Annotated in this window: 16 protein-coding genes and 1 tRNA gene; 4 read left to right on the forward strand and 13 right to left on the reverse strand. The window is 71.3% G+C overall.

What is annotated here, in order from left to right; genetic code table 11:
• From H1W00_RS02140 to H1W00_RS02165, 6 genes are all read right to left on the reverse strand, one after another.
• The gene (locus tag H1W00_RS02140; protein ID WP_181753228.1) at window positions 1–405 is read right to left on the reverse strand and encodes a DUF3151 domain-containing protein; all 405 of its coding nucleotides are present in this window, start codon (window positions 403–405) and stop codon (window positions 1–3) included.
• Between the two features lie 28 nt (window positions 406–433).
• Complete coding sequence (locus H1W00_RS02145) at window positions 434–871, reverse strand: universal stress protein (RefSeq protein WP_181753230.1); 438 nt, start codon at window positions 869–871, stop codon at window positions 434–436.
• Between the two features lie 166 nt (window positions 872–1,037).
• Entirely contained in the window at window positions 1,038–2,054 is a 1,017-nt protein-coding gene (gene fbaA, locus H1W00_RS02150) for a class II fructose-bisphosphate aldolase (RefSeq protein ID WP_181753232.1), read from the reverse strand.
• Between the two features lie 30 nt (window positions 2,055–2,084).
• On the reverse strand, window positions 2,085–2,693 hold the full coding sequence (locus H1W00_RS02155) for a TrmH family RNA methyltransferase (RefSeq protein WP_181753234.1): 609 nt from the start codon (window positions 2,691–2,693) through the stop codon (window positions 2,085–2,087).
• A complete protein-coding gene (gene pyrE, locus H1W00_RS02160) occupies window positions 2,690–3,334 on the reverse strand; it encodes an orotate phosphoribosyltransferase (protein WP_181753235.1) in 645 nt (214 codons plus the stop codon). The genes H1W00_RS02155 and pyrE overlap by 4 nt, the downstream gene beginning before the upstream one ends.
• Window positions 3,335–3,352: 18 nt before the next feature.
• Window positions 3,353–4,000: a sortase domain-containing protein gene (locus tag H1W00_RS02165; protein ID WP_181753237.1), complete on the reverse strand. Its 648-nt coding sequence runs from the start codon at window positions 3,998–4,000 to the stop codon at window positions 3,353–3,355.
• A 242-nt stretch (window positions 4,001–4,242) separates the two neighbouring features.
• Here H1W00_RS02165 and H1W00_RS02170 point away from each other — a divergent pair, with 242 nt between their 5' ends.
• Together H1W00_RS02170 and H1W00_RS16940 are read left to right on the forward strand one after the other, a co-directional pair.
• A complete protein-coding gene (locus H1W00_RS02170) occupies window positions 4,243–5,412 on the forward strand; it encodes a pyridoxal phosphate-dependent aminotransferase (protein WP_338072797.1) in 1,170 nt (389 codons plus the stop codon).
• An 80-nt stretch (window positions 5,413–5,492) separates the two neighbouring features.
• Complete coding sequence (locus H1W00_RS16940; RefSeq protein WP_206679952.1) at window positions 5,493–7,541, forward strand: discoidin domain-containing protein; 2,049 nt, start codon at window positions 5,493–5,495, stop codon at window positions 7,539–7,541.
• Between the two features lie 256 nt (window positions 7,542–7,797).
• On the opposite strand, the gene H1W00_RS02180 is transcribed toward H1W00_RS16940, so the two are convergent.
• Window positions 7,798–7,873, reverse strand: a tRNA-Thr gene (locus H1W00_RS02180).
• Window positions 7,874–7,957: 84 nt separating this feature from the next.
• Between H1W00_RS02180 and H1W00_RS02185 the strand changes: the two genes are divergently transcribed.
• Window positions 7,958–8,257 (forward strand): chorismate mutase, encoded by a 300-nt coding sequence (locus tag H1W00_RS02185; RefSeq protein ID WP_078699451.1) that lies wholly within the window; start codon window positions 7,958–7,960, stop codon window positions 8,255–8,257.
• A gap of 120 nt (window positions 8,258–8,377) precedes the next feature.
• On the opposite strand, the gene H1W00_RS02190 is transcribed toward H1W00_RS02185, so the two are convergent.
• The 5 genes from H1W00_RS02190 to topA form a co-directional block, all read right to left on the reverse strand.
• Window positions 8,378–9,895, reverse strand: a complete 1,518-nt coding sequence (locus tag H1W00_RS02190; RefSeq protein WP_181753241.1) for an alpha/beta hydrolase — start codon at window positions 9,893–9,895, stop codon at window positions 8,378–8,380.
• Window positions 9,892–11,022 (reverse strand): DNA polymerase III subunit delta', encoded by a 1,131-nt coding sequence (locus tag H1W00_RS02195; protein ID WP_181753243.1) that lies wholly within the window; start codon window positions 11,020–11,022, stop codon window positions 9,892–9,894. Before H1W00_RS02195 ends, H1W00_RS02190 begins: the two co-directional genes overlap by 4 nt.
• Entirely contained in the window at window positions 11,019–11,681 is a 663-nt protein-coding gene (gene tmk / locus H1W00_RS02200; RefSeq protein WP_181753245.1) for a dTMP kinase, read from the reverse strand. The genes H1W00_RS02195 and tmk overlap by 4 nt, the downstream gene beginning before the upstream one ends.
• Before the next feature lie 56 nt (window positions 11,682–11,737).
• Window positions 11,738–12,490, reverse strand: coding sequence for an aquaporin Z (aqpZ, locus tag H1W00_RS02205; RefSeq protein WP_181753247.1), 753 nt, complete (start codon window positions 12,488–12,490; stop codon window positions 11,738–11,740).
• An 80-nt stretch (window positions 12,491–12,570) separates the two neighbouring features.
• Complete coding sequence (gene topA, locus H1W00_RS02210) at window positions 12,571–15,267, reverse strand: type I DNA topoisomerase (protein WP_338072798.1); 2,697 nt, start codon at window positions 15,265–15,267, stop codon at window positions 12,571–12,573.
• 112 nt (window positions 15,268–15,379) lie between these two features.
• On the opposite strand from topA, the gene H1W00_RS02215 reads away from it, so the two are divergent.
• A complete protein-coding gene (locus H1W00_RS02215; RefSeq protein ID WP_181753251.1) occupies window positions 15,380–16,555 on the forward strand; it encodes an MFS transporter in 1,176 nt (391 codons plus the stop codon).
• Window positions 16,556–16,558: 3 nt separating this feature from the next.
• On the opposite strand, the gene H1W00_RS02220 is transcribed toward H1W00_RS02215, so the two are convergent.
• Window positions 16,559–18,013, reverse strand: a complete 1,455-nt coding sequence (locus H1W00_RS02220) for a DUF7059 domain-containing protein (protein WP_338072799.1) — start codon at window positions 18,011–18,013, stop codon at window positions 16,559–16,561.
• Window positions 18,014–18,015: the final 2 nt, after the last annotated feature.

The raw sequence follows: 18,015 nt of genomic DNA on the forward strand, positions 1-18,015 counted from the left end.
TCAGCCCACGAGCGCGTCGTAGCCCTCGCGGCTCGACTCGCGCAGGAACTCGCGGCAGCGGTGCGCCTCCTCGACGTCGCCGAGTCGCTCGCTGGCGGTGGCCAGGACGGCGAGGGCGTGGAGGAATCCGCGGTTGGCCTCGTGCGACCACGGCACCGGGCCGTGCCCGCGCCAGCCGTTGCGGCGCAGCGAGTCCAGGGAGCGGTGGTAGGCCGTGCGCGCGAACGCGTAGCCCTCGAGCTGACGATCCTCGCCGAGCGCGGCGTCGGCCAGGCGTGCCCAGGCGGCCACCGAGTCGGGGTGACGCTCGGCGACCTCCTCGGCGGGCGCTCCCTCGGCCAGCAGGGCCGTGCCCGGGTCCTCGGGCAGCAGGGTCTCGGGCGGTTCTCCCAGAAGGTTGGTCATGGTGAGCCAGCCTAGACGGGCGACCCCATCAGGATCGCTGGTGCGTGTGCGCGATGTAGACGTCGCACGGTGCGTGCGCGGCCACGTCGCGGGCGATGCTGCCCAGGATCCGGGCCAGGCCCTGCACGCGCTTGTTGCCCACGACGATGACGTCGACGTCGAGCTCCTCGGCCGCACGGACCAGCGCGTCGGCGGGGTTGCCCTCGGCGGCGCCGTACGTGACCTCGAGCTCGGGGAACTCGCGGCGGATCCCGGCGAAGACGTCGCTGGCCACACCCTGGGCCGCCTGCTCGCTCGTGATCAGCAGCTCCTCGGAGCCGACGTCGATCCGCTCGGCCTCGAAGCTGCCGTACGCCGAGAGCACGTGCAGTCGGGCGCCCATCGCGGCCGCGAGCTCGGCCGCCTTGCGCGCCGCGGCGGCCGCGGGCTCGGTGTTGTCGACGCCGGTGAGGACGATCTTCGCCATGGTTTCCCCTTCATCACGCCGAGCTCGGACGCCCGGATGCCACTTCGGATCCTAGTCGCCGGCGAGGGCCCCGGCCCGGCCCGGGGCCGCGCGGTCCCGGCCACCGAGACCCGATCCGGACGCGACGACGGCGGGGACGAAGCCGTCCCCGCCGTCGTTCGGTGCGTCAGTGCGTGCCGGCGCTGCGCAGGTTCTCGCAGGCCTCGACGACCCGCGCCGCCATGCCGGCCTCGGCGGCCTTGCCCCACGCGCGGGGGTCGTAGGCCTTCTTGTTGCCGACCTCGCCGTCGACCTTCAGGACGCCGTCGTAGTTCTGGAACATGTGACCGACGACCGGGCGCGTGAACGCGTACTGGGTGTCGGTGTCCACGTTCATCTTCACGACGCCGTAGTCGACCGCGGCGCTGATCTCCTCGGGCAGCGAGCCCGATCCGCCGTGGAAGACGAAGTCGAAGGGGCGGTCCTTGCCGAACTTCGCGGCGACGGCGTCCTGCGCGGCCTTGAGCACCTCGGGACGCAGCTTCACGTTGCCCGGCTTGTAGACACCGTGCACGTTGCCGAACGTCAGCGCGGTGAGGTACCGGCCGTTCTCGCCGAGGCCGAGCGCCTCGACCAGCGCGATGGCGTCATCGGGGGAGGTGTAGAGCTTGTCGTTGATCTCCGCCTCGACGCCGTCCTCCTCGCCGCCGACGACGCCGATCTCGACCTCGAGGATGATGTTCGCGGCGTGCGCCTTGGCCAGCAGCTCCTGCGCGATCTCGAGGTTCTCGGCCAGCGGCACCGCCGAGCCGTCCCACATGTGCGACTGGAAGTACGGCAGCTCGCCGGCCTTGACGCGCTCGGCCGAGGCCTCGAGCAGCGGGCGGACGAAGCCGTCGAGCTTGTCCTTGGGGCAGTGGTCGGTGTGCAGCGCCACGTTGATCGGATACTTCTTGGCGACCTCCTGCGCGAACGCGGCGAACGCCAGCGAGCCGGAGACCATGTTCTTGACGGTGGGGCCGGAGAAGTAGTCGGCGCCGCCGGTGGAGACCTGGATGATCCCGTCGCTGCCGGCCTCGGCGAAGCCGGCCAGGGCGGCGTTCAGCGTCTGCGAGGACGAGACGTTGATCGCGGGGTAGGCGAAGGAGTTGTTCTTCGCCTTGTCCAGCATCTCTGCGTAGACCTCGGGAGTGGCGACGGGCATGGGTCCTCCTGTGGGAACTCGTGTTGCGGGTCAGTATTCCACCGACGCGAGGTCGGCATGCTCACGGATCCAGGCGTGCATCGTGATCGCCGCGGCGGCACCCGCGTTGATCGATCGGGTGGAGCCGAACTGGGCGATCGCGACCAGGCGCTCGCACACCGCGGCGGCCTCGGGCGTGAGCCCCGGACCCTCCTGGCCGAACACCAGGACCGCGTCGCGCGGCAGGGTCGTCGTCTCCAGCGGGACGGCGCCGGGCAGGTTGTCGACGCCGACCACGGTGAGCCCGGACTCGTCCGCCCACGCGGCGAACGCGGCGACGTCCTCGTGGTGGCGCACGTGGACGTAGCGGTCGGTGACCATCGCCCCGCGGCGGTTCCAGCGGCGCTTGCCGATGATGTGCACGCCGCCGACGTTGAACGCGTTCGCGGTGCGCACGATCGAGCCGATGTTGAAGTCGTGCTGCCAGTTCTCGATCGCGACGTGCAGGCGGTGGCGCTGGAGGTCGAGGTCGGCGACGATCGCGTCCACCGTCCAGTAGCGGTAGCGGTCGACGACGTTGCGGCTGTCGCCCTCGCGCAGCAGCTCGGGATCCAGGCGTGGGTCGTCGGGCCAGGGGCCCTGCCACGGGCCGACGGTCACGACACTCCGTACTGCTCGCGGTACGCGCGGACGGCCGGCAGGTGCTCGGCGAACCGGCCGGTCTCCTCGAGGTACTCGATGATGTCGTCGAAGGTGACGATGGAGGTCACCGCGATCCCGTGGTCGCGCTCGACCTCCTGGATCGCGGAGAGGTCGCCCGTGCCGCGCTCGCGGCGATCGACGGCCACGACGACGCCCGCCACCTCGGCGTCGAGGGGCTCGACCAGCGCGATGACCTCGCGGATGGCGGTGCCGGCGGTGATGACGTCGTCGATCACGAGCAGCCGGCCGCGCGGGGCGGCACCGACGAAGAGGCCGCCCTCCCCGTGGTCCTTGGCCTCCTTGCGGTTGAAGCACCACGGCACGTCCCGGTCGTGGTCCTGGGCCAGCCGCACCGCCGTGGCCGCGGCGAGCGGGATGCCCTTGTAGGCGGGACCGAGCAGGACGTCGAACTCGGGTCCGGCGCCCGCGATCGCGTCGGCGTAGAACCCGCCGAGCGCCGACAGCCGCGCGCCGGTGTCGAACGCGCCCGCGTTGAAGAAGTAGGGCGACGTGCGCCCCGACTTCAGCGTGAACTCGCCGAAGCGCAGGACCTCGTGCTCGAGGGCGAACTCGATGAAGCGGCGCTGGTAGTCGTGCACCCCGCCAGCGTAGGGGGCCTAGGTGCCCGGCTTCCGCTCGGAGGAGGCGAGGTCGCCCACGACGACGCTGCGGTCGTCGGTGTGGAACAGCTCGGAGCAGGTGACGAGGGTGATGACGCGCTCGGTGGCCGGCTCCCCTTCCGCGTCGGGGTCGGGGACGGGCCACAGCGGCCACGACGTCGTGAACGGCACGCGGATCTCGTCGCCGTCCTGGCGCAGGACGTAGGTGTGGACGTGCGTGCGGGTCTCCACGACGACCTCGTCGCCCGCGCGCAGGTCGAGGAACTTGCGGAACGGCTCGCCGTGCGTGACCCGGTGGCCCGAGAGCACGAGGTTGCCCACGCGGCCCGGATGGGCGCTGTCCTCGTGCCGGCCCACGCCCTTGGCGAGGGTGGCGTCGTCGTCGCCGTCGAGGATCGGCACCTCGAAGTCGGACCCGAAGCGCTTGATTCGCAGCAGGCCGACCCCGGCGATGGGGTCCTCCTGGGCCTTCCAGGCCTCGGAGATCTCGCCGCGGATGCGCTCGTGGTCGCGCTGGGCCACGACGTTCGTGCCCCAGTACTGCCAGCCCACCCAGCCCAGGATCCCCACACCGGTCAGCACCAGCACGAGGCCGAGCACCAGCACGACGCGGGAGCCGACGGAGCGCGTGGAGGCGGAGGACACCTCACCATTGTCCCGGGGCCGGCCACGCAGGCGAACCCGACGCCGCGATCTCTTCGGCGAAGTTCGCGATTTCGCTCCGGCGATTGGGGGCCCCATGTATTCTGGAGGAGCAGGTTCGGGGAGCTCTTGAGCCGTCGTTCCTGCCGTCGGCCCGCCGTTTCACCCCCCGAGAACGGCGGGCCGACCTATGTCCTCCTCCTGCTCCCTCCGAAGATCCGATGGGCCCCGCTATCGTCGATCAGGTGAGCAGGCGCAGCGCTCGACTCGACGGCATCGGCACCACGATCTTCGCGGAGATGAGTGCCCTGGCCACGCAGACCGGCGCGATCAACCTCGGCCAGGGCTTTCCCGACGAGGACGGCCCCGAGGTGATCCGGCAGGCGGCGCGCGACGCCATCACCGCGGGCCACAACCAGTACGCACCCGGCACCGGCATCGCACCCCTGCGCGAGGCGATCGCCCGGCACCAGCACCGCTTCCACGGCATCGAGCTCGACCCGGCGCGGGAGGTGGTGGTGACCACCGGCGCGACCGAGGCCGTCGCGGCCGCGCTGCTCGGGCTGGTGAACCCCGGTGACGACGTGCTCGTGCTGGAGCCCTACTACGACTCCTACCGCGCCGTGATCCAGATGGCCGGCGCCCGCCACGTCGCGGTGACCCTGCGCGCTCCCGACTTCCGGCTGCCCGTGGACGAGCTGCGCGCCGCGGTGACCCCGCGCACCACCGCGATCGTCCTCAACACACCGCACAACCCCACAGGGTCGGTGCTGACGCCGCAGGAGCTGGCCGCCGTCGCCGAGGTGGCGATCGAGCACGACCTGGTCGTCGTCTCCGACGAGGTCTACGAGCATCTCGCGTTCGCTCGGCCGCACGTGCCGATCGCGACGCTGCCGGGCATGGCCGAGCGGACACTCACCGTCAGCAGCGCCGGGAAGACCTTCTCCCTCACCGGCTGGAAGATCGGCTGGGCGACCGGACCGGCCGACCTGGTGGACGCGCTGATGGGTGCGAAGCAGTTCCTCACCTACACCTCCGGCGCGCCGTTCCAGCCGGCGATCGCCACGGCACTCGACCTGCCCGACGCGTTCTTCACCGGACTGCGCGACGGGCTGCGCGAGCGTCGCGACCTCCTGTGCTCCGGGCTGTCCGACGCGGGCTTCGACGTGTTCGTCCCCGAGGGGACGTACTTCGCGACGACCGACGTGGCGCCCCTCGGCTTCTCCGACGGCCTCGAGTTCTGCCGCACGCTCCCTCGTCTCGCCGGCGTCGTCGCCGTCCCGCACCAGGTGTTCCACGACGACCGGCCCGACGGCTCGAACCCCGGACGCACCCTCGTCCGCTGGGCGTTCTGCAAGCGCACCGAGGTGCTCGTGGAGGCCGTCGAGCGCCTGCGTGCGCTGCGCTCGATCTGAGACGATCGTGCAACTCCCGTTTGCATGTGGCCTACCTCACACCTAGAGTCACGCCAACGGCATCTCGTAGGGGGACTCTCGTGTCACGACGGCTCAAGGCATTCCTGGTGGCGGCGCTCGGCGCCCTGGTCCTGGTCACCGGAGGGACCGGAGCGTCGGCCGAATCGGGCTGGTGGGTCGCGACGAGCACCCCCACCCCGGAGTCCGAGGTCAACGCGACCGGCGAGCCGATGCGCGGCACCGGCCCCGGTGGCGAGGTGAGCGGCTTCATCGACGCCCACACCCACATGTTCATGGACCTGGGCATGGGCGGGAACGCGGTCTGCGGCTCCACCTGGAGTGAGAAGGGCGTCGCGGACGCGCTCAAGGACTGCGACCGTCACGGCGTCTCGATCCTGGAGAACCTGACGAACTCCGGCGCCGGCCGCGGGCCCCTCGACGCGCACGACACGGTCGGCTGGCCCACGTTCAAGGACTGGCCGACCTACTCCTCCTTCACGCACCAGCAGATGTACTACAAGTGGGTCGAGCGGGCGTGGCGCGGCGGCCAGCGGATCATGGTGAACGACATGGTCTCCAACCCGGGGCTGTGCCCGATCCTGGGTGTCATCGCCGGCCCGAACAAGTACAGCTGCGACGACATGGACACCGTCCGTCGCCAGATCAAGGCGACGTACGACCTGCAGGCGTTCATTGACCGGCAGTTCGGCGGCCCCGGCAAGGGCTGGTACCGCGTCGTCACCACGCCGGAGCAGGCCCGTGAGGTCGTGGCCGACGGCAAGCTGGCCGTCGTCCTCGGCGTCGAGGTGTCCGAGCCGTTCGGCTGCAAGCAGGTGCTCGGCGCGCCGCAGTGCACGAAGGCCGACATCGACCGGGGCCTCGACGAGCTCCAGGGCAAGGGCGTCTCGAGCATGTTCCTGTGCCACAAGTTCGACAACGCGCTGTGCGGCGTGCGCTACGACGAGGGCACGGCCGGGCTGCTGGTGAACGCCGGCCAGTTCCTGACCACGGGCACCTGGTGGAACCCCGCGACGTGCCGCGAGGGCGAGGTCGCCGACAACACGGTGATCGGCGGCGTGCTGCCCAGCGAGATCGCGAGCGTCCCGGGCCTGCCCGCGGTGCTGCCGGTCTACCCCAAGGGGCCGCACTGCAATCCGCGCGGCCTCACCGAGCTCGGCGAGTACGCCCTGCGCGGGATGATCAAGCGCAACATGATGGTCGAGCTGGACCACATGAGCGCCAAGGCCGCCGGCCGCGCACTGGACATCCTCGAGGCCGAGGCCTACCCCGGCGCCCTCTCGACGCACGACTGGCTGTCGACGGCGTACATGGACCGGCTCTACGGCCTCGGCGGCTTCGCGACGCAGTACGGGCACACGGCCACCGAGTTCGCGACGCAGTGGCGCGAGACGAAGCCCCTGCGCGACAAGTACGGCGTCGCCTACGGCTACGGCACCGACATGAACGGCTTCGGCGGCACGGCGGCGCCGCCCGAGGACGGCGCGAAGATCTCCTACCCGTTCACCGGCGTCGACGGCACGGTCTTCGATCGGCAGGTCACCGGTGAGCGCACGTGGGACTACAACGCCGAGGGCGTCCCGCACTACGGTCTCGTCCCCGACTGGATCGAGAGCCTGCGCACCCTGGCCGGGTCCGCAATCGTCGACGACCTCGCCGCCGGTTCGGAGTCCTACCTGCAGACGTGGGGCGCCACCTCCGACTTCCAGCCGGGCGCGAACCTCGCGCGCGAGGCGATCGCCTCGGCCAGCTCCACCGAGTGGAACCTGCTGACGGACCTGAAGCCGGGCCGCGCGATCGACGGCAAGCTCTCCACCCGCTGGGCCAGCAAGTACGGCCAGGACGACGCCTGGTTCCAGGTGGAGCTGCTGTCGGTGCGCCCGGTCAGCAAGGTCACGATCGAGTGGGAGAGCGCGTACGCGCGCCAGTACCGCGTGCAGACCTCGCTCGACGGGAAGCAGTGGCGCGACGTGGCCGTCGTCGGCTCCGGGAACGGCGGGCTCGACACCGTGAAGTTCGCGCCGAGCTCGGCGCGGTTCGTGCGGATGCAGGGCGTCGAGCGCGCGACCCGGTACGGCTACTCGATCAAGGAGTTCGGCGCCTTCAGCTGATCGCTGAGGGCAGAGGACCGCCCCAACCTCCCGATGGTGGTTGGGGCGGCGAGAGGCCGGTGCTGCTCCGGCCACCACCCGGGCCGAAGCACCTGGGCAGTGCCCTCAACCTACAGGCGGCGTTCAAACCAACCTGAGGCGGGGCTCATGTTCGGGGACGTGGGCGCTCGGGGCGACGGCGAGCCCCACCTGCGCGGAAATGACGAAGGCGCGGACTCTGCCAGTGCAGAAACCCGCGCCATTCCAACGATTCTGGTGGAGCCGCCTGTCAGAATCGAACTGACGACCTTCTCATTACGAGTGAGATGCTCTACCGACTGAGCTAAGGCGGCGCGATCCGGCGAGGATCACCCGCCGAACCAAGTGTGGACTATACCGCCTCGGCCCAGCGGGACGGAAACCCGGGTTCGGTCCGTATGATCGGCCGCGTGGACGCACCGACCCAGGCCGAGCTCGACGACATCCGTGCCAGCATCGACAACATCGACGCGGCCCTCGTGCACCTCCTGGCGGAGCGGTTCAAGTGCACCAAGCGTGTGGGGAGGCTGAAGGCCGAGCACGACCTCCCGCCGGCCGATCCCGAGCGCGAGTCGCGCCAGATCGAGCGGCTCCGCTCGAAGGCGCTGGAGGCCGACCTCGACCCCGCGTTCGCGGAGAAGTTCCTCAACTTCATCATCAGCGAGGTCATTCGGCACCACGAGGCGATCCGCGACTGAGCCGGCCGATGGACGCCTGATCTCGATACGACGTCTCGCTTCGCTCGCCGTCACTCGATCACCGGTCCCGCGGGGTCGCTCCTCGGACCGCACCGTGACTGGATCACCAGTGGCGCAGGGTCACTCCTTGCAGACCGTGCCGTCCTTGGGGACGGTGCCGCCGAAGTAGGCGTCGACCGCCTCGCGGATGCAGGAGTTCCCCGACGTGTAGGCGGTGTGGCCGTCGCCCTCGCGGGTGAGCAGGACGCCTGAGTCGAGCTGGTCAGCCATCGCCTCGGACCACTCGTAGGGCGTGGCCGGGTCGCGCGTGGTGCCGACGACCAGGATCGGCGGGGCGCCCTCGGCGGTGACCGCCTGCTGCGGGTGGTCGCCCTTGATCGGCCAGTCGTGGCAGGCCATGACGCCCCAGCCGAGCGCCGCCCCGAACACCGGGGACACGTCGCGGAACTGCGGGATGAGGGCCTTCGTCTGCGCGGCGTCGGGCGCGTCGTCGGAGTCGAGGCAGTTGATCGCGTAGATGACCTGCCCGGAGTTCGAGCCGAAGGACCCATCCGCCTTGCGGTCGAAGTAGGTGTCGCTCAGCACGAGCATCACCGTGGGGTCGCCCTTGACCAGGCCGCGGAGCGCGCTGGTGAGGTAAGGCCAGGACTCCTGCGAGTACAGCGCCATGGCGATGCCGTAGAAGGCGCGACCCTCGGTCAGCAGCCGGCCTCCCGGCGCCTCGAGGGGATCCTTGCTGAGCTGGCCCATCAGCGTGGTGATCGTGGACATGCCCTCGCTCACCGAGTCGCCGACCGGGCACTCGTCCTCGTCGAGGCAGGAGGCGAGGTAGGCCTCGAGCGCGGCCTGGAAGCCGGTGGCCTGCCCCAGTCCCTGACCCGCGGCGTCGAGGGTGACGTCGACGGCACCGTCGAGGACCATCTTGTCGACCTTCTCGGGGAACAGGTCGGCATAGGTGGCGCCCAGCTGGGTGCCGTAGGAGAAGCCGAACCAGCGCATCGTGTCCTGGCCCAGCACGGCGCGGGCGATGTCGTGGTCGCGGGCGGCCTCGTCGGTGGAGACGTGGGCGGAGAGCTCGCCGGACTTCTCGCGGCAGGCGGTGCCCATCTCCTCGACCGAGCGCGTGAGCGCGGCGACGCCCGCCTCGTCGTCGGGGTCGGGATCGGTGTCGATGAAGGCGTCGAACCGCTCGTCGGAGAGGCACTCCAGGGGCGTGCTCTCGCCGACGCCGCGCGGGTCGACGCCGATCACGTCGTTGGTGCGGCGCAGGTCGTCGGGCAGCTCGCTCGCGAGGTAGCCGACGAAGTCGAGGGCCGAGCCGCCCGGACCGCCGGGGTTCGTGAAGATCGCGGACGCGCGGTCGCCGGTGGCCGGGACGCGGCGCACGGCCAGCCGCAGCGTCTCGCCGTCGGGACGGGCGTAGTCGACCGGGACCTCGATCGTGGTGCAGCGGTCGTCACGGCAGTCGCGCCACGTGGGCTTCTGCGCGTAGAACCGCTCGAGGCCGGCCGGTGCCGCCTCGCCCGTGGGCTTCGGGTCGGGAGCCGGGCGGTCGACGAGGAACAGCGCGCTGACCGCGCCCGCGACCAGTGCGACCACGAGCACGGAGACCAGCGTGATCACGGTGAAACGTCTCATCCGAGGAACCTCGACATCATGTGCTCGAGCGCCAGCTGGGGCGCCGCGTTGGCCTGGAGAGCGTCGCGGCACGCCACGATCGCGTCGATCGACGCCAGTGTGCCCTCGGGCGTGGTGCGCGCCGCCATGGTGGCGATGTCGTCGGCGACGTCGGCGTTGATCGCCTCGGCGCCCGTGCCGAGCTGGAGCGTCAGCACGTCGCGCTGGAAGGAGAGCAGATCGAGCAGCACGCCGTCGATGGCGTCGCGCGCCATCCGCTTGCGGCGCCGCTCCTGCTCCTTCGTGAGGGAGGACAGGGCGCCCGCGTACCCGGCGGGACGGCGGCCCCGCTCCTCGACGCCCCACGACTCCTGGAGGTTCGACAGCTCGCGGGCGTCGAGCACGTCGCAGCGCTCCTTGGCCCGGGCGTTGGCCTCCTGGTCGATCCGCTGGGCGGCGCGGAAGCAGTCGCCGAGACCGCGCAGCCCGACCGGCAGCGACAGGATCTCGGCCCGCCTGCGACGTGCCTCGGGGTCGCGCGCGAGTCCACGCGCCCGGCCGATGTGTCCCTGCGCGGCGGCGGCCGCCCGCCGGGCGACCTCCAGCTCGATGCCGTCGCGCTCGTGCAGCAGCCGGGCGATCGCCGAGGCCGGAGGGGTGCGCAGGAGCACGGGACGACACCGCGAGCGGATCGTCATGATGACGTCCTCCACGGCGGGGGCGCACAGCAGCCACACGGTGCCCGGCGCCGGCTCCTCGATCGCCTTGAGCAGTGCGTTGGCGGCCTGGTCGGTGAGCCGATCGGCGTCCTCCACCACGAGGATCTGGTAGCGGCCCTGCGACGGGTGCAGCGCCGCCCGCCGGACCGCATCGCGCGCCGCGTCGACGCCGATGCTCAGCCCGTCGGTGTTGATGACGGCGATGTCGGGATGGCTGCCGGCCGCGGCGGTGACGCACGACCGGCACGTGCCGCAGCCGCCGTTCTCGCACTGCAGCGCGGCGGCGAAGGCCATCGCGGCGTTGGAGCGCCCGGATCCGGGCGGTCCGGTGAACAGCCAGGCATGGGTCATCTGCCCGGCCACCGCGGAGCCCAGGGTGGCGACGACGTCGTCCTGCCCGACGAGCTCGGCCCAGACGGGGGCGGTCACGCCTCGGCTCCTCGGGCCTGGGCCAGCCACGGCCCGACGGCGGCGACGACCCGGTCGTGGATCGCCTCGGGCGACTCGCTCGCGTCGAGCACGACGTAGTGCTCGGGATCGGCCGCGGCGAGGTCGAGGAAGTGCTGGCGCACGCGCTCGTGGAACTCCACCGGCTCGCCCTCGATCCGGTCGGGCTCGCCGGCCCGGCCCAGGCCGATCCGCGGGTCGACGTCGAGCACGACCGTGAGGTGCGGACGGAGGTCGGCGGTGGCCCACCGGGCCAGCGACTCGAGCTCGCCGACGTGCAGCGCCCGTCCGGCCCCTTGGTAGGCGAGGGTGGAGTCGACGTAGCGGTCGGTGATGACCACCGCGCCGTCGGCCAGGGCCGGCAGGATCAGGGTGTCGACGTGCTCGGCCTTGTCGGCGGCGTAGATCAGGGCCTCGGTGCGGGGCGAGAGGTCGCCGGTGGCCGGGTCGAGCACGATCGAGCGCAGCATCGCGCCGACTCCGGTGCCCCCGGGCTCACGCGTGAGCAGCGCGGTCTTGCCCTGGGACTCGACCCACGTGGCGAGCAGGCGCGACTGGGTGGACTTGCCCGATCCCTCGCCGCCCTCGAACGCGACGAAGACGCCGACCTCGGTGACGAGGGGGTCGTCCGTTGGCTGCATGGGGCGAGCCTAGTCGGCACTGCCGACACCCGGACCGATGGTGGGCGGGACCTGAGCTACCGGTCGGTCTCGAGATCGGGCCCGAGCAGGAAGCTGTGCGTGAAGCCGGCGATCGCCGCACCCAGCACCGGCGCGAGGATGAAGATCCACACCTGCATGAGGGCGTCGCTGCCGGCGAACCAGGCCACGCCCAGCGACCGTGCGGGGTTCACCGAGGTGTTGGAGACCGGGATGCTGATGAGGTGGATCAGCGTCAGCGACAGGCCGATCGACAGACCCGCGAAGCCGACGGCCGCGCGCTTGGCCGTGGCGCCGAGGATCACGTACAGGAAGACCGCCGTCAGCACGACCTCGATGAGCGCGACCGACATCAGGTTGTAGCCCATCGGCGAGCGGTCGTCGTAGCCGTTCGTGGCGAAGCCCGACTCGACGGCGTCGAACCCGCCGCCGATGCCCTGGGCGATCACGAGCAGGACCGCGCCGGCCACGGTGGCACCCGCCACCTGCGCGACGACGTACCCCGGCAGGTCCTTCCAGTCGAAGCGCTTGGCCATCGCGAGCCCGACGGAGACCGCCGGGTTGAAGTGGCCGCCGGAGACGTGTCCGAAGGCGTAGGCGCCGGTGAGCACCGTGAGGCCGAAGGCGAACGCGACGCCCAGCCAGCCCACCCCCACTGCCATCTGCGCGTCGACGGGGATCGCGGTGGCGGCGAAGATCGCCGTGCCACAGCCACCGAAGACCAGCCAGAAGGTGCCGAGCGCCTCGGCGCCCAGCCGTTGAGCCATCGTGTACGTCGGGATCTCGGTCATGGCCTGCTCCGATCGGCGAAGATTGCCTTCACCGTAGGGCACGACCGAGGTCGCGGGCGAGACCTTGGCCCGCGTCCGGGTCAGGACTTCTTCGCCGGCGCCTTCTTCGTGGTCTTCTTCGCCGCCGTCTTCTTGGCCGTGGTCTTCTTCGCGGCCGGCTTCTTCGTGGCCTTCTTCGTCGTCTTCTTGCCGCCCTTCTTGGCGGGCCCCTTCGCGCGACGCTCAGCCAGCAGCTCCACCGCGCGCTCGTGCGTCAGGGTGGCGATGTCGTCGTCCTTGCGCAGCGTGGCGTTGTACTCGCCGTCGGTGACGTAGGCGCCGAAGCGGCCGTCCTTCGCCACGATCGGCTGACCGCTCGTGGGGTCCTCGCCCAGCTCCTTGAGGGGAGCGGCGGCGGCGCGGCGACCGTAGGTCTTGGGCTGCGCGTAGATCGCGCGGGCCTCCTCCTCGGTGATCGTGAGCAGCTGCTCCTCGCTCTCCAGAGAGCGCGAGTCGGTGCCCTTCTTCAGGTAGGGCCCGTAGCGACCGTTCTGCGCCGTGATCTCCTGGCCCTCGGCGTCGGTTCCGACCACGCGCGGGAGCGTCAGCAGGCGCACCGCGTCCTCGAGGGTGACCGAGTCGAGGTCCATCGACTTGAACAGGCTCGCCGTGCGCGGCTTCGCGCTCTTCTTCGCGTCCTCGGGCAGCGCCTCGGTGACGTACGGGCCGTAGCGGCCGTTCTTGGCGACGACCTCCAGGCCGGTCTCTGGGTGGGTGCCCAGCACCTTCTCCATGCCGGCCGGGGTGGCCAGCAGCTCCTTGGCCTTCTCGAGTGTGAGCTCGTCCGGCGGCAGGTCCTCGGGCACGTTGGCGCGCGTGGGCTGCTCGCCGCCGTCCTTCGCCGCGACCATCGGCGGGCCCTCGACGTACGGGCCGTAGCGGCCAACGCGCACGGCGATGCCCTCGCCGAGGTCGAACGTGGCCAGGCCACGCGCGTCGATCTCGGGGAGGTTGTCCACCAGCCGCTTCAGGCCGGTGTCGTTCTCGTTCTCGCCGGCCCAGAAGGCCTCGAGGACGGACACGCGGTTCTCGCGGCCGTGCGAGATCTCGTCGAGCACGCCCTCGAGCTCGGCGGTGAACTCGTACTGCACGAGGCGCGGGAAGTGCTGCTCCATCAGCCGGATCACGCTGAACGCGACCCAGGCCGGCACCAGCGCCGTGCCCTTCTTGTAGACGTAGCCGCGGTTCTGGATCGTGTTGACGATCGAGGCGTAGGTGGAGGGACGGCCGATCTCCCGGTCCTCCAGCTCCTTGATGAGGCTGGCCTCGGTGTAGCGCGCCGGAGGCTTCGTCTGGTGGCCCGCGGCCGCCAGCTCGACCGCGGTGACGCGGTCGCCCTCGGAGAGGTTGGGCAGCTTGGTCTGCTGGTCGTCGCCCTCGGCGTCGGGGTCCTCGGTGGACTCGACGTACGCCTTGAGGAAGCCGTGGAAGGTGATGGTGCGGCCCGACGCACCGAACTCGACGTCGCGGCCGTCCTCGGTGGCCGCGCCGATGCGGATCGAGACCGAGTTGCCCTTCGCGTCGGCCATCTGCGACGCGATCGTGCGCTTCCAGATCAGCTCGTACAGCTTGAGCTCGTCGCCGGAGAGGCCGGTCTCCTTCGGGGTGCGGAAGCTCTCGCCGGCCGGGCGGATCGCCTCGTGCGCCTCCTGGGCGTTCTTGACCTTGGAGGTGTAGACGCGGGGGCTGTCGGGCAGGTAGTCGGCTCCGTAGAGCTCCTTGACCTGGGCACGGGCGGCCTTGAGCGCCGTCTGCGAGAGCGTGACCGAGTCGGTGCGCATGTAGGTGATGTAGCCGCCCTCGTACAGCTTCTGGGCGATCGACATCGTGCGCTGGGCGCCGAAGCCGTGCTTGCGGGAGCCCTCCTGCTGCAGCGTGGTGGTGCGGAACGGCGCGTAGGGCCGACGCGTGTAGGGCTTGGACTCCACCGAGCGGACCGCGAACTCACGACCCTCCAGGGCGGTGGCCAGGCCGGCGGCCGTGGGCTCGTCGAGGTGGACGACGTCGCCCTTCAGGGTGCCGGTGCTGTCGAAGTTCGAACCCGAGGCGACGCGCTTGCCGTCGACCGCGGCCAGCTTCGCCGGGAAGCGCGAGGGCTCCAGGTCGCAGCCGAAGGTGGCCTCGAGATCCCAGTAGGAGGCGGTGCGGAAGGCCATCCGGTCGCGCTCGCGCTCGACGACGAGACGGGTGGCGACGGACTGCACGCGGCCGGCGGACAGGCCGCTCATGACCTTCTTCCACAGGACCGGGCTGATCTCGTAGCCGTAGAGACGGTCGAGAATGCGGCGGGTCTCCTGCGCGTCGACGAGGTCCTGGTCGATGTCGCGGGGGTTGGCGATCGCGCGGTCGATCGCCTCCTTCGTGATCTCGTTGAAGGCGATGCGCTTCACCGGGACCTTCGGCTTGAGCTCGTCGAAGAGGTGCCACGCGATGGCCTCGCCCTCGCGGTCCTCATCCGTCGCCAGGACGAGCTCGTCAGCGTCCTTCAGCAGCCGCTTCAGCTCGGTGATCTGCTTCTTCTTCTCGGCGGGGACGACGTAGACCGGCTCGAACCGGTTGTCGACGTCGACGCCCAGCCGGGCCCAGGCCTCACCCTTGTACTTGGCGGGGATCTGGTCGGCTCCCTGCGGCAGGTCGCGGATGTGACCGACCGAGGAGGAGACGACGTAGCCGTCGCCCAGGTAGGCAGCGATGCTGCGCACCTTGTTGGGCGACTCGACGATCACCAGTGATGTCACGTTGGGTTCCTCCGAGCAGGCCTGATGGGGATGTGGGGCCGTGGGAGGCCCACCGTAGCGCCTCCTGTCAACCATTTTTCTCACCGCCCTCAGGCGTGGAAGAATCCCGCAAGTGGAGAAGGTGACCTACGGGGACGTGCTCAGGTCACCCGGAACCGTACCTCTGTACGTCGCGGCGTTCCTCGCGCGAATCCCCCTGATGGCGCTGCCGCTCGTCCTGACGCTGCTCGTCGTCGAGGGTCTGGGCGGCAGCTACGGACAGGCCGGTCTGATCGCCGCCGCCGAGACCGTCGGAGCGGCCGTCGGCGCCCCGTGGCGCGGTCGCCTGATCGACCGGCTGGGCCTGCGCCGGGCACTGCTCCCGTCGATCGCGGTGCTGTTCGTCGTCTACCCGCTGGCGGCGGTCTCCACCTACCTGTGGCTGCTGCCGCTGGCGTTCGCCGCCGGGCTGTTCATCGCTCCGGTGCACTCGATCGTGCGGATCTCGCTCGCCGCGCGGCTGCCCTCGAGCCATCACCGGAGCGCGTTCGCGCTGGACTCGGTGTGCGCGGAGGCCTCCTTCATCATCGGTCCCGCCGCCGCGGGCGCCCTCGTCGTGGCCGCGTCGCCGCAGGTCGCTCTGGTGGCGGTCGCGGGCACCGTCGCGATCGGGCTGGGCATCCTGTGGCGGCTCGACCCGCCCACCCGCAGCGCCGACTCGGTGACCGTGGCCCGTGAGCCCGGCACCCGCTGGCTCACCACCGACCTGGTGTTCCTCTTCCTCATCTCCGGCGGCGCGATGATCGCGCTGATGGCCACCGACCTGGGCATCATCGCCGTCCTGCGCGAGCTCGACGCGGTCGGGCTGGTCGGCGTGGTCTACCTGGGCTGGGGACTCTCCTCCCTCGTGGGCGGACTGATCTACGGAGCCCGGCCCGCCTCGATCCGTCCTTCCTATCTGCTGCTGGCGATGGGTGTCCTGACGATCCCGATCGGCATTGCCCACACGCCGTGGGTCCTGGCGATCGCGTGCATCCCGGCGGGCCTGCTCTGCGCGCCGATCATGACCGCGTGCAGCGAGTGGATCGCGAAGCTCACCGACGAGGCGTGGCGCGGCGAGGCGATGGGCTACCAGGCCACGGCGTTCACGGTCGGCGGAGCGGTCGCGGCACCGCTCATCGGCCTGGCCATCGACCACGAGGGAGCGGCGGCCGGCTTCGCCGTCGGCGGAGGCGCGGCGCTGCTGATCGCGATGGGGTCGCTGGCGGCGCAGCGCTCGCGCCGCCCGGCCGAGGTCAGCGACGTCTGAGCGTCAGGCCGTCAGGAAGCCGTCGGCGACGAGGTCCGTCACGATCGGGGCGTAGGTGCTCCTGACCTGCGCGGCGTCCTGGTCGAGCAGCTGGGAGATCGCGTCGAGGATCTGCCCCGCCGTGAGGTCGCCGTCGCTGGCCGACAGCAGGCCCGCCTCGATCGTGTCGAGCTGGCGCGAGGTGCGCAGCCCCGACATCCGCACGGCGCGGATCACGGCGGGGTCCGGCGCACCGACCGGGCCGGCCGTCTCCTGCACCACGTCGGCGCCCACGCGCCAGCGCCGGTCGAGCACATCGCCGGCGTCGAGCGCGTCGGCGCGCTCGGCCCAGGCGGCGAACTCGGGGCCGACGGGCTGGGCGACCGGGCCCGTGTACTCCTCGATCCGCACCTGGGGCACGGCGCGGCCGGCCCTGCGCAGCGTGATCCAGCCGAAGCCCATCGCCTCGATCCGCTGCTCGGCGAACCACGTGAGCCACCGGTCGTAGCGCTCGCGGTGGCCCGCGCCGTGGCGCAGGCCCGCGTCGGCCAGCCACATCTCGGCGTACTCGGGCAGGTCGACGCGCTCGCGCTGCACGACCCAGGCGTCGAGGCCGGTGGGCTCGATCCAGGCGCCGAGCCGCTCCTGCCACGGGACGCCGTCCTCGTGGATCCACGCCGCGAGCACCTGGCACCAGCCGCCGTCGTTCAGGTGGGCGTCGGCCTGCGTGACGATGCGCCGCACGACCTCGTCACCGGGGAACCCGGTCTCGCGGTAGACCAGCCGGTCGCCCTCGGGCGGCGAGACCACGAACGGCGGGTTGGTGCTGATCAGGTCGAAGCGCTCGCCCTCGACGGGGTCGAACAGGCTGCCGTCGCGCACGTCGACGTCGATCCCGTTCAGCGCCGCGGTGAGCCGTGCGAGCCGGACGGCGCGAGCATTCACGTCGGTGGCGACGACCTCGCGCGCATGGGTCGCCAGGTGCAGCGCCTGCACCCCGCACCCCGTGCCGAGGTCGAGCGCACGGCCGACGTCCGGGCGCACGGTCAGCTGCGCGAGGGAGGAGGAGGCCTCGCTGATGCCCAGCACGTACGAGGGGTCGCGCGGGTTCTCGCGACCGTCGAGTCCGGGCGTCAGGTCGCAGACGACCCACCAGTCGTGCTCCTCGTCGCCGTACGGACGCAGGTCGAGCAGCGCGCGGGCGTCGTCGCCGTCGACCTCGACGAGGCCGAGCGAGCGCGCCGACTCCCACGCTGCACCAAAGGCCGCCTCGGCGTGCGTCCGCGGGACGACGGCCTGGAGCTGGAACAGGCGGATCAGGGTGGAGAGGGCCGAGCCGTCGGTGGTCGCGCGGAGTCCGGGCGTGGTCTCGTTGCGGGCGAGGGCACGCCAAGCGGCCTCGCCGAGCACGCCGTAGACGGCGTCGACGGTGAACCCGGCGATCGCGTCGCGGAGCCTGCCGACGTCGGGATCCGTCACGG

The organism is Aeromicrobium phoceense (assembly GCF_013868155.1).
Lineage (GTDB): Bacteria > Actinomycetota > Actinomycetes > Propionibacteriales > Nocardioidaceae > Aeromicrobium > Aeromicrobium phoceense.

Bases quoted from the DNA above. Each gene is read 5' to 3' on its own strand.
- H1W00_RS02190 (WP_181753241.1), bottom strand. From the start codon at position 9,895: ATGAGACGTTTCACCGTGATCACGCTGGTCTCCGTGCTCGTGGTCGCA.
- H1W00_RS02185 (WP_078699451.1), top strand. From the start codon at position 7,958: ATGATCGGCCGCGTGGACGCACCGACCCAGGCCGAGCTCGACGACATC.
- H1W00_RS02145 (WP_181753230.1), bottom strand. From the start codon at position 871: ATGGCGAAGATCGTCCTCACCGGCGTCGACAACACCGAGCCCGCGGCC.
- H1W00_RS02140 (WP_181753228.1), bottom strand. From the start codon at position 405: ATGACCAACCTTCTGGGAGAACCGCCCGAGACCCTGCTGCCCGAGGAC.
- tmk (WP_181753245.1), bottom strand. From the start codon at position 11,681: ATGCAGCCAACGGACGACCCCCTCGTCACCGAGGTCGGCGTCTTCGTC.
- fbaA (WP_181753232.1), bottom strand. From the start codon at position 2,054: ATGCCCGTCGCCACTCCCGAGGTCTACGCAGAGATGCTGGACAAGGCG.
- aqpZ (WP_181753247.1), bottom strand. From the start codon at position 12,490: ATGACCGAGATCCCGACGTACACGATGGCTCAACGGCTGGGCGCCGAG.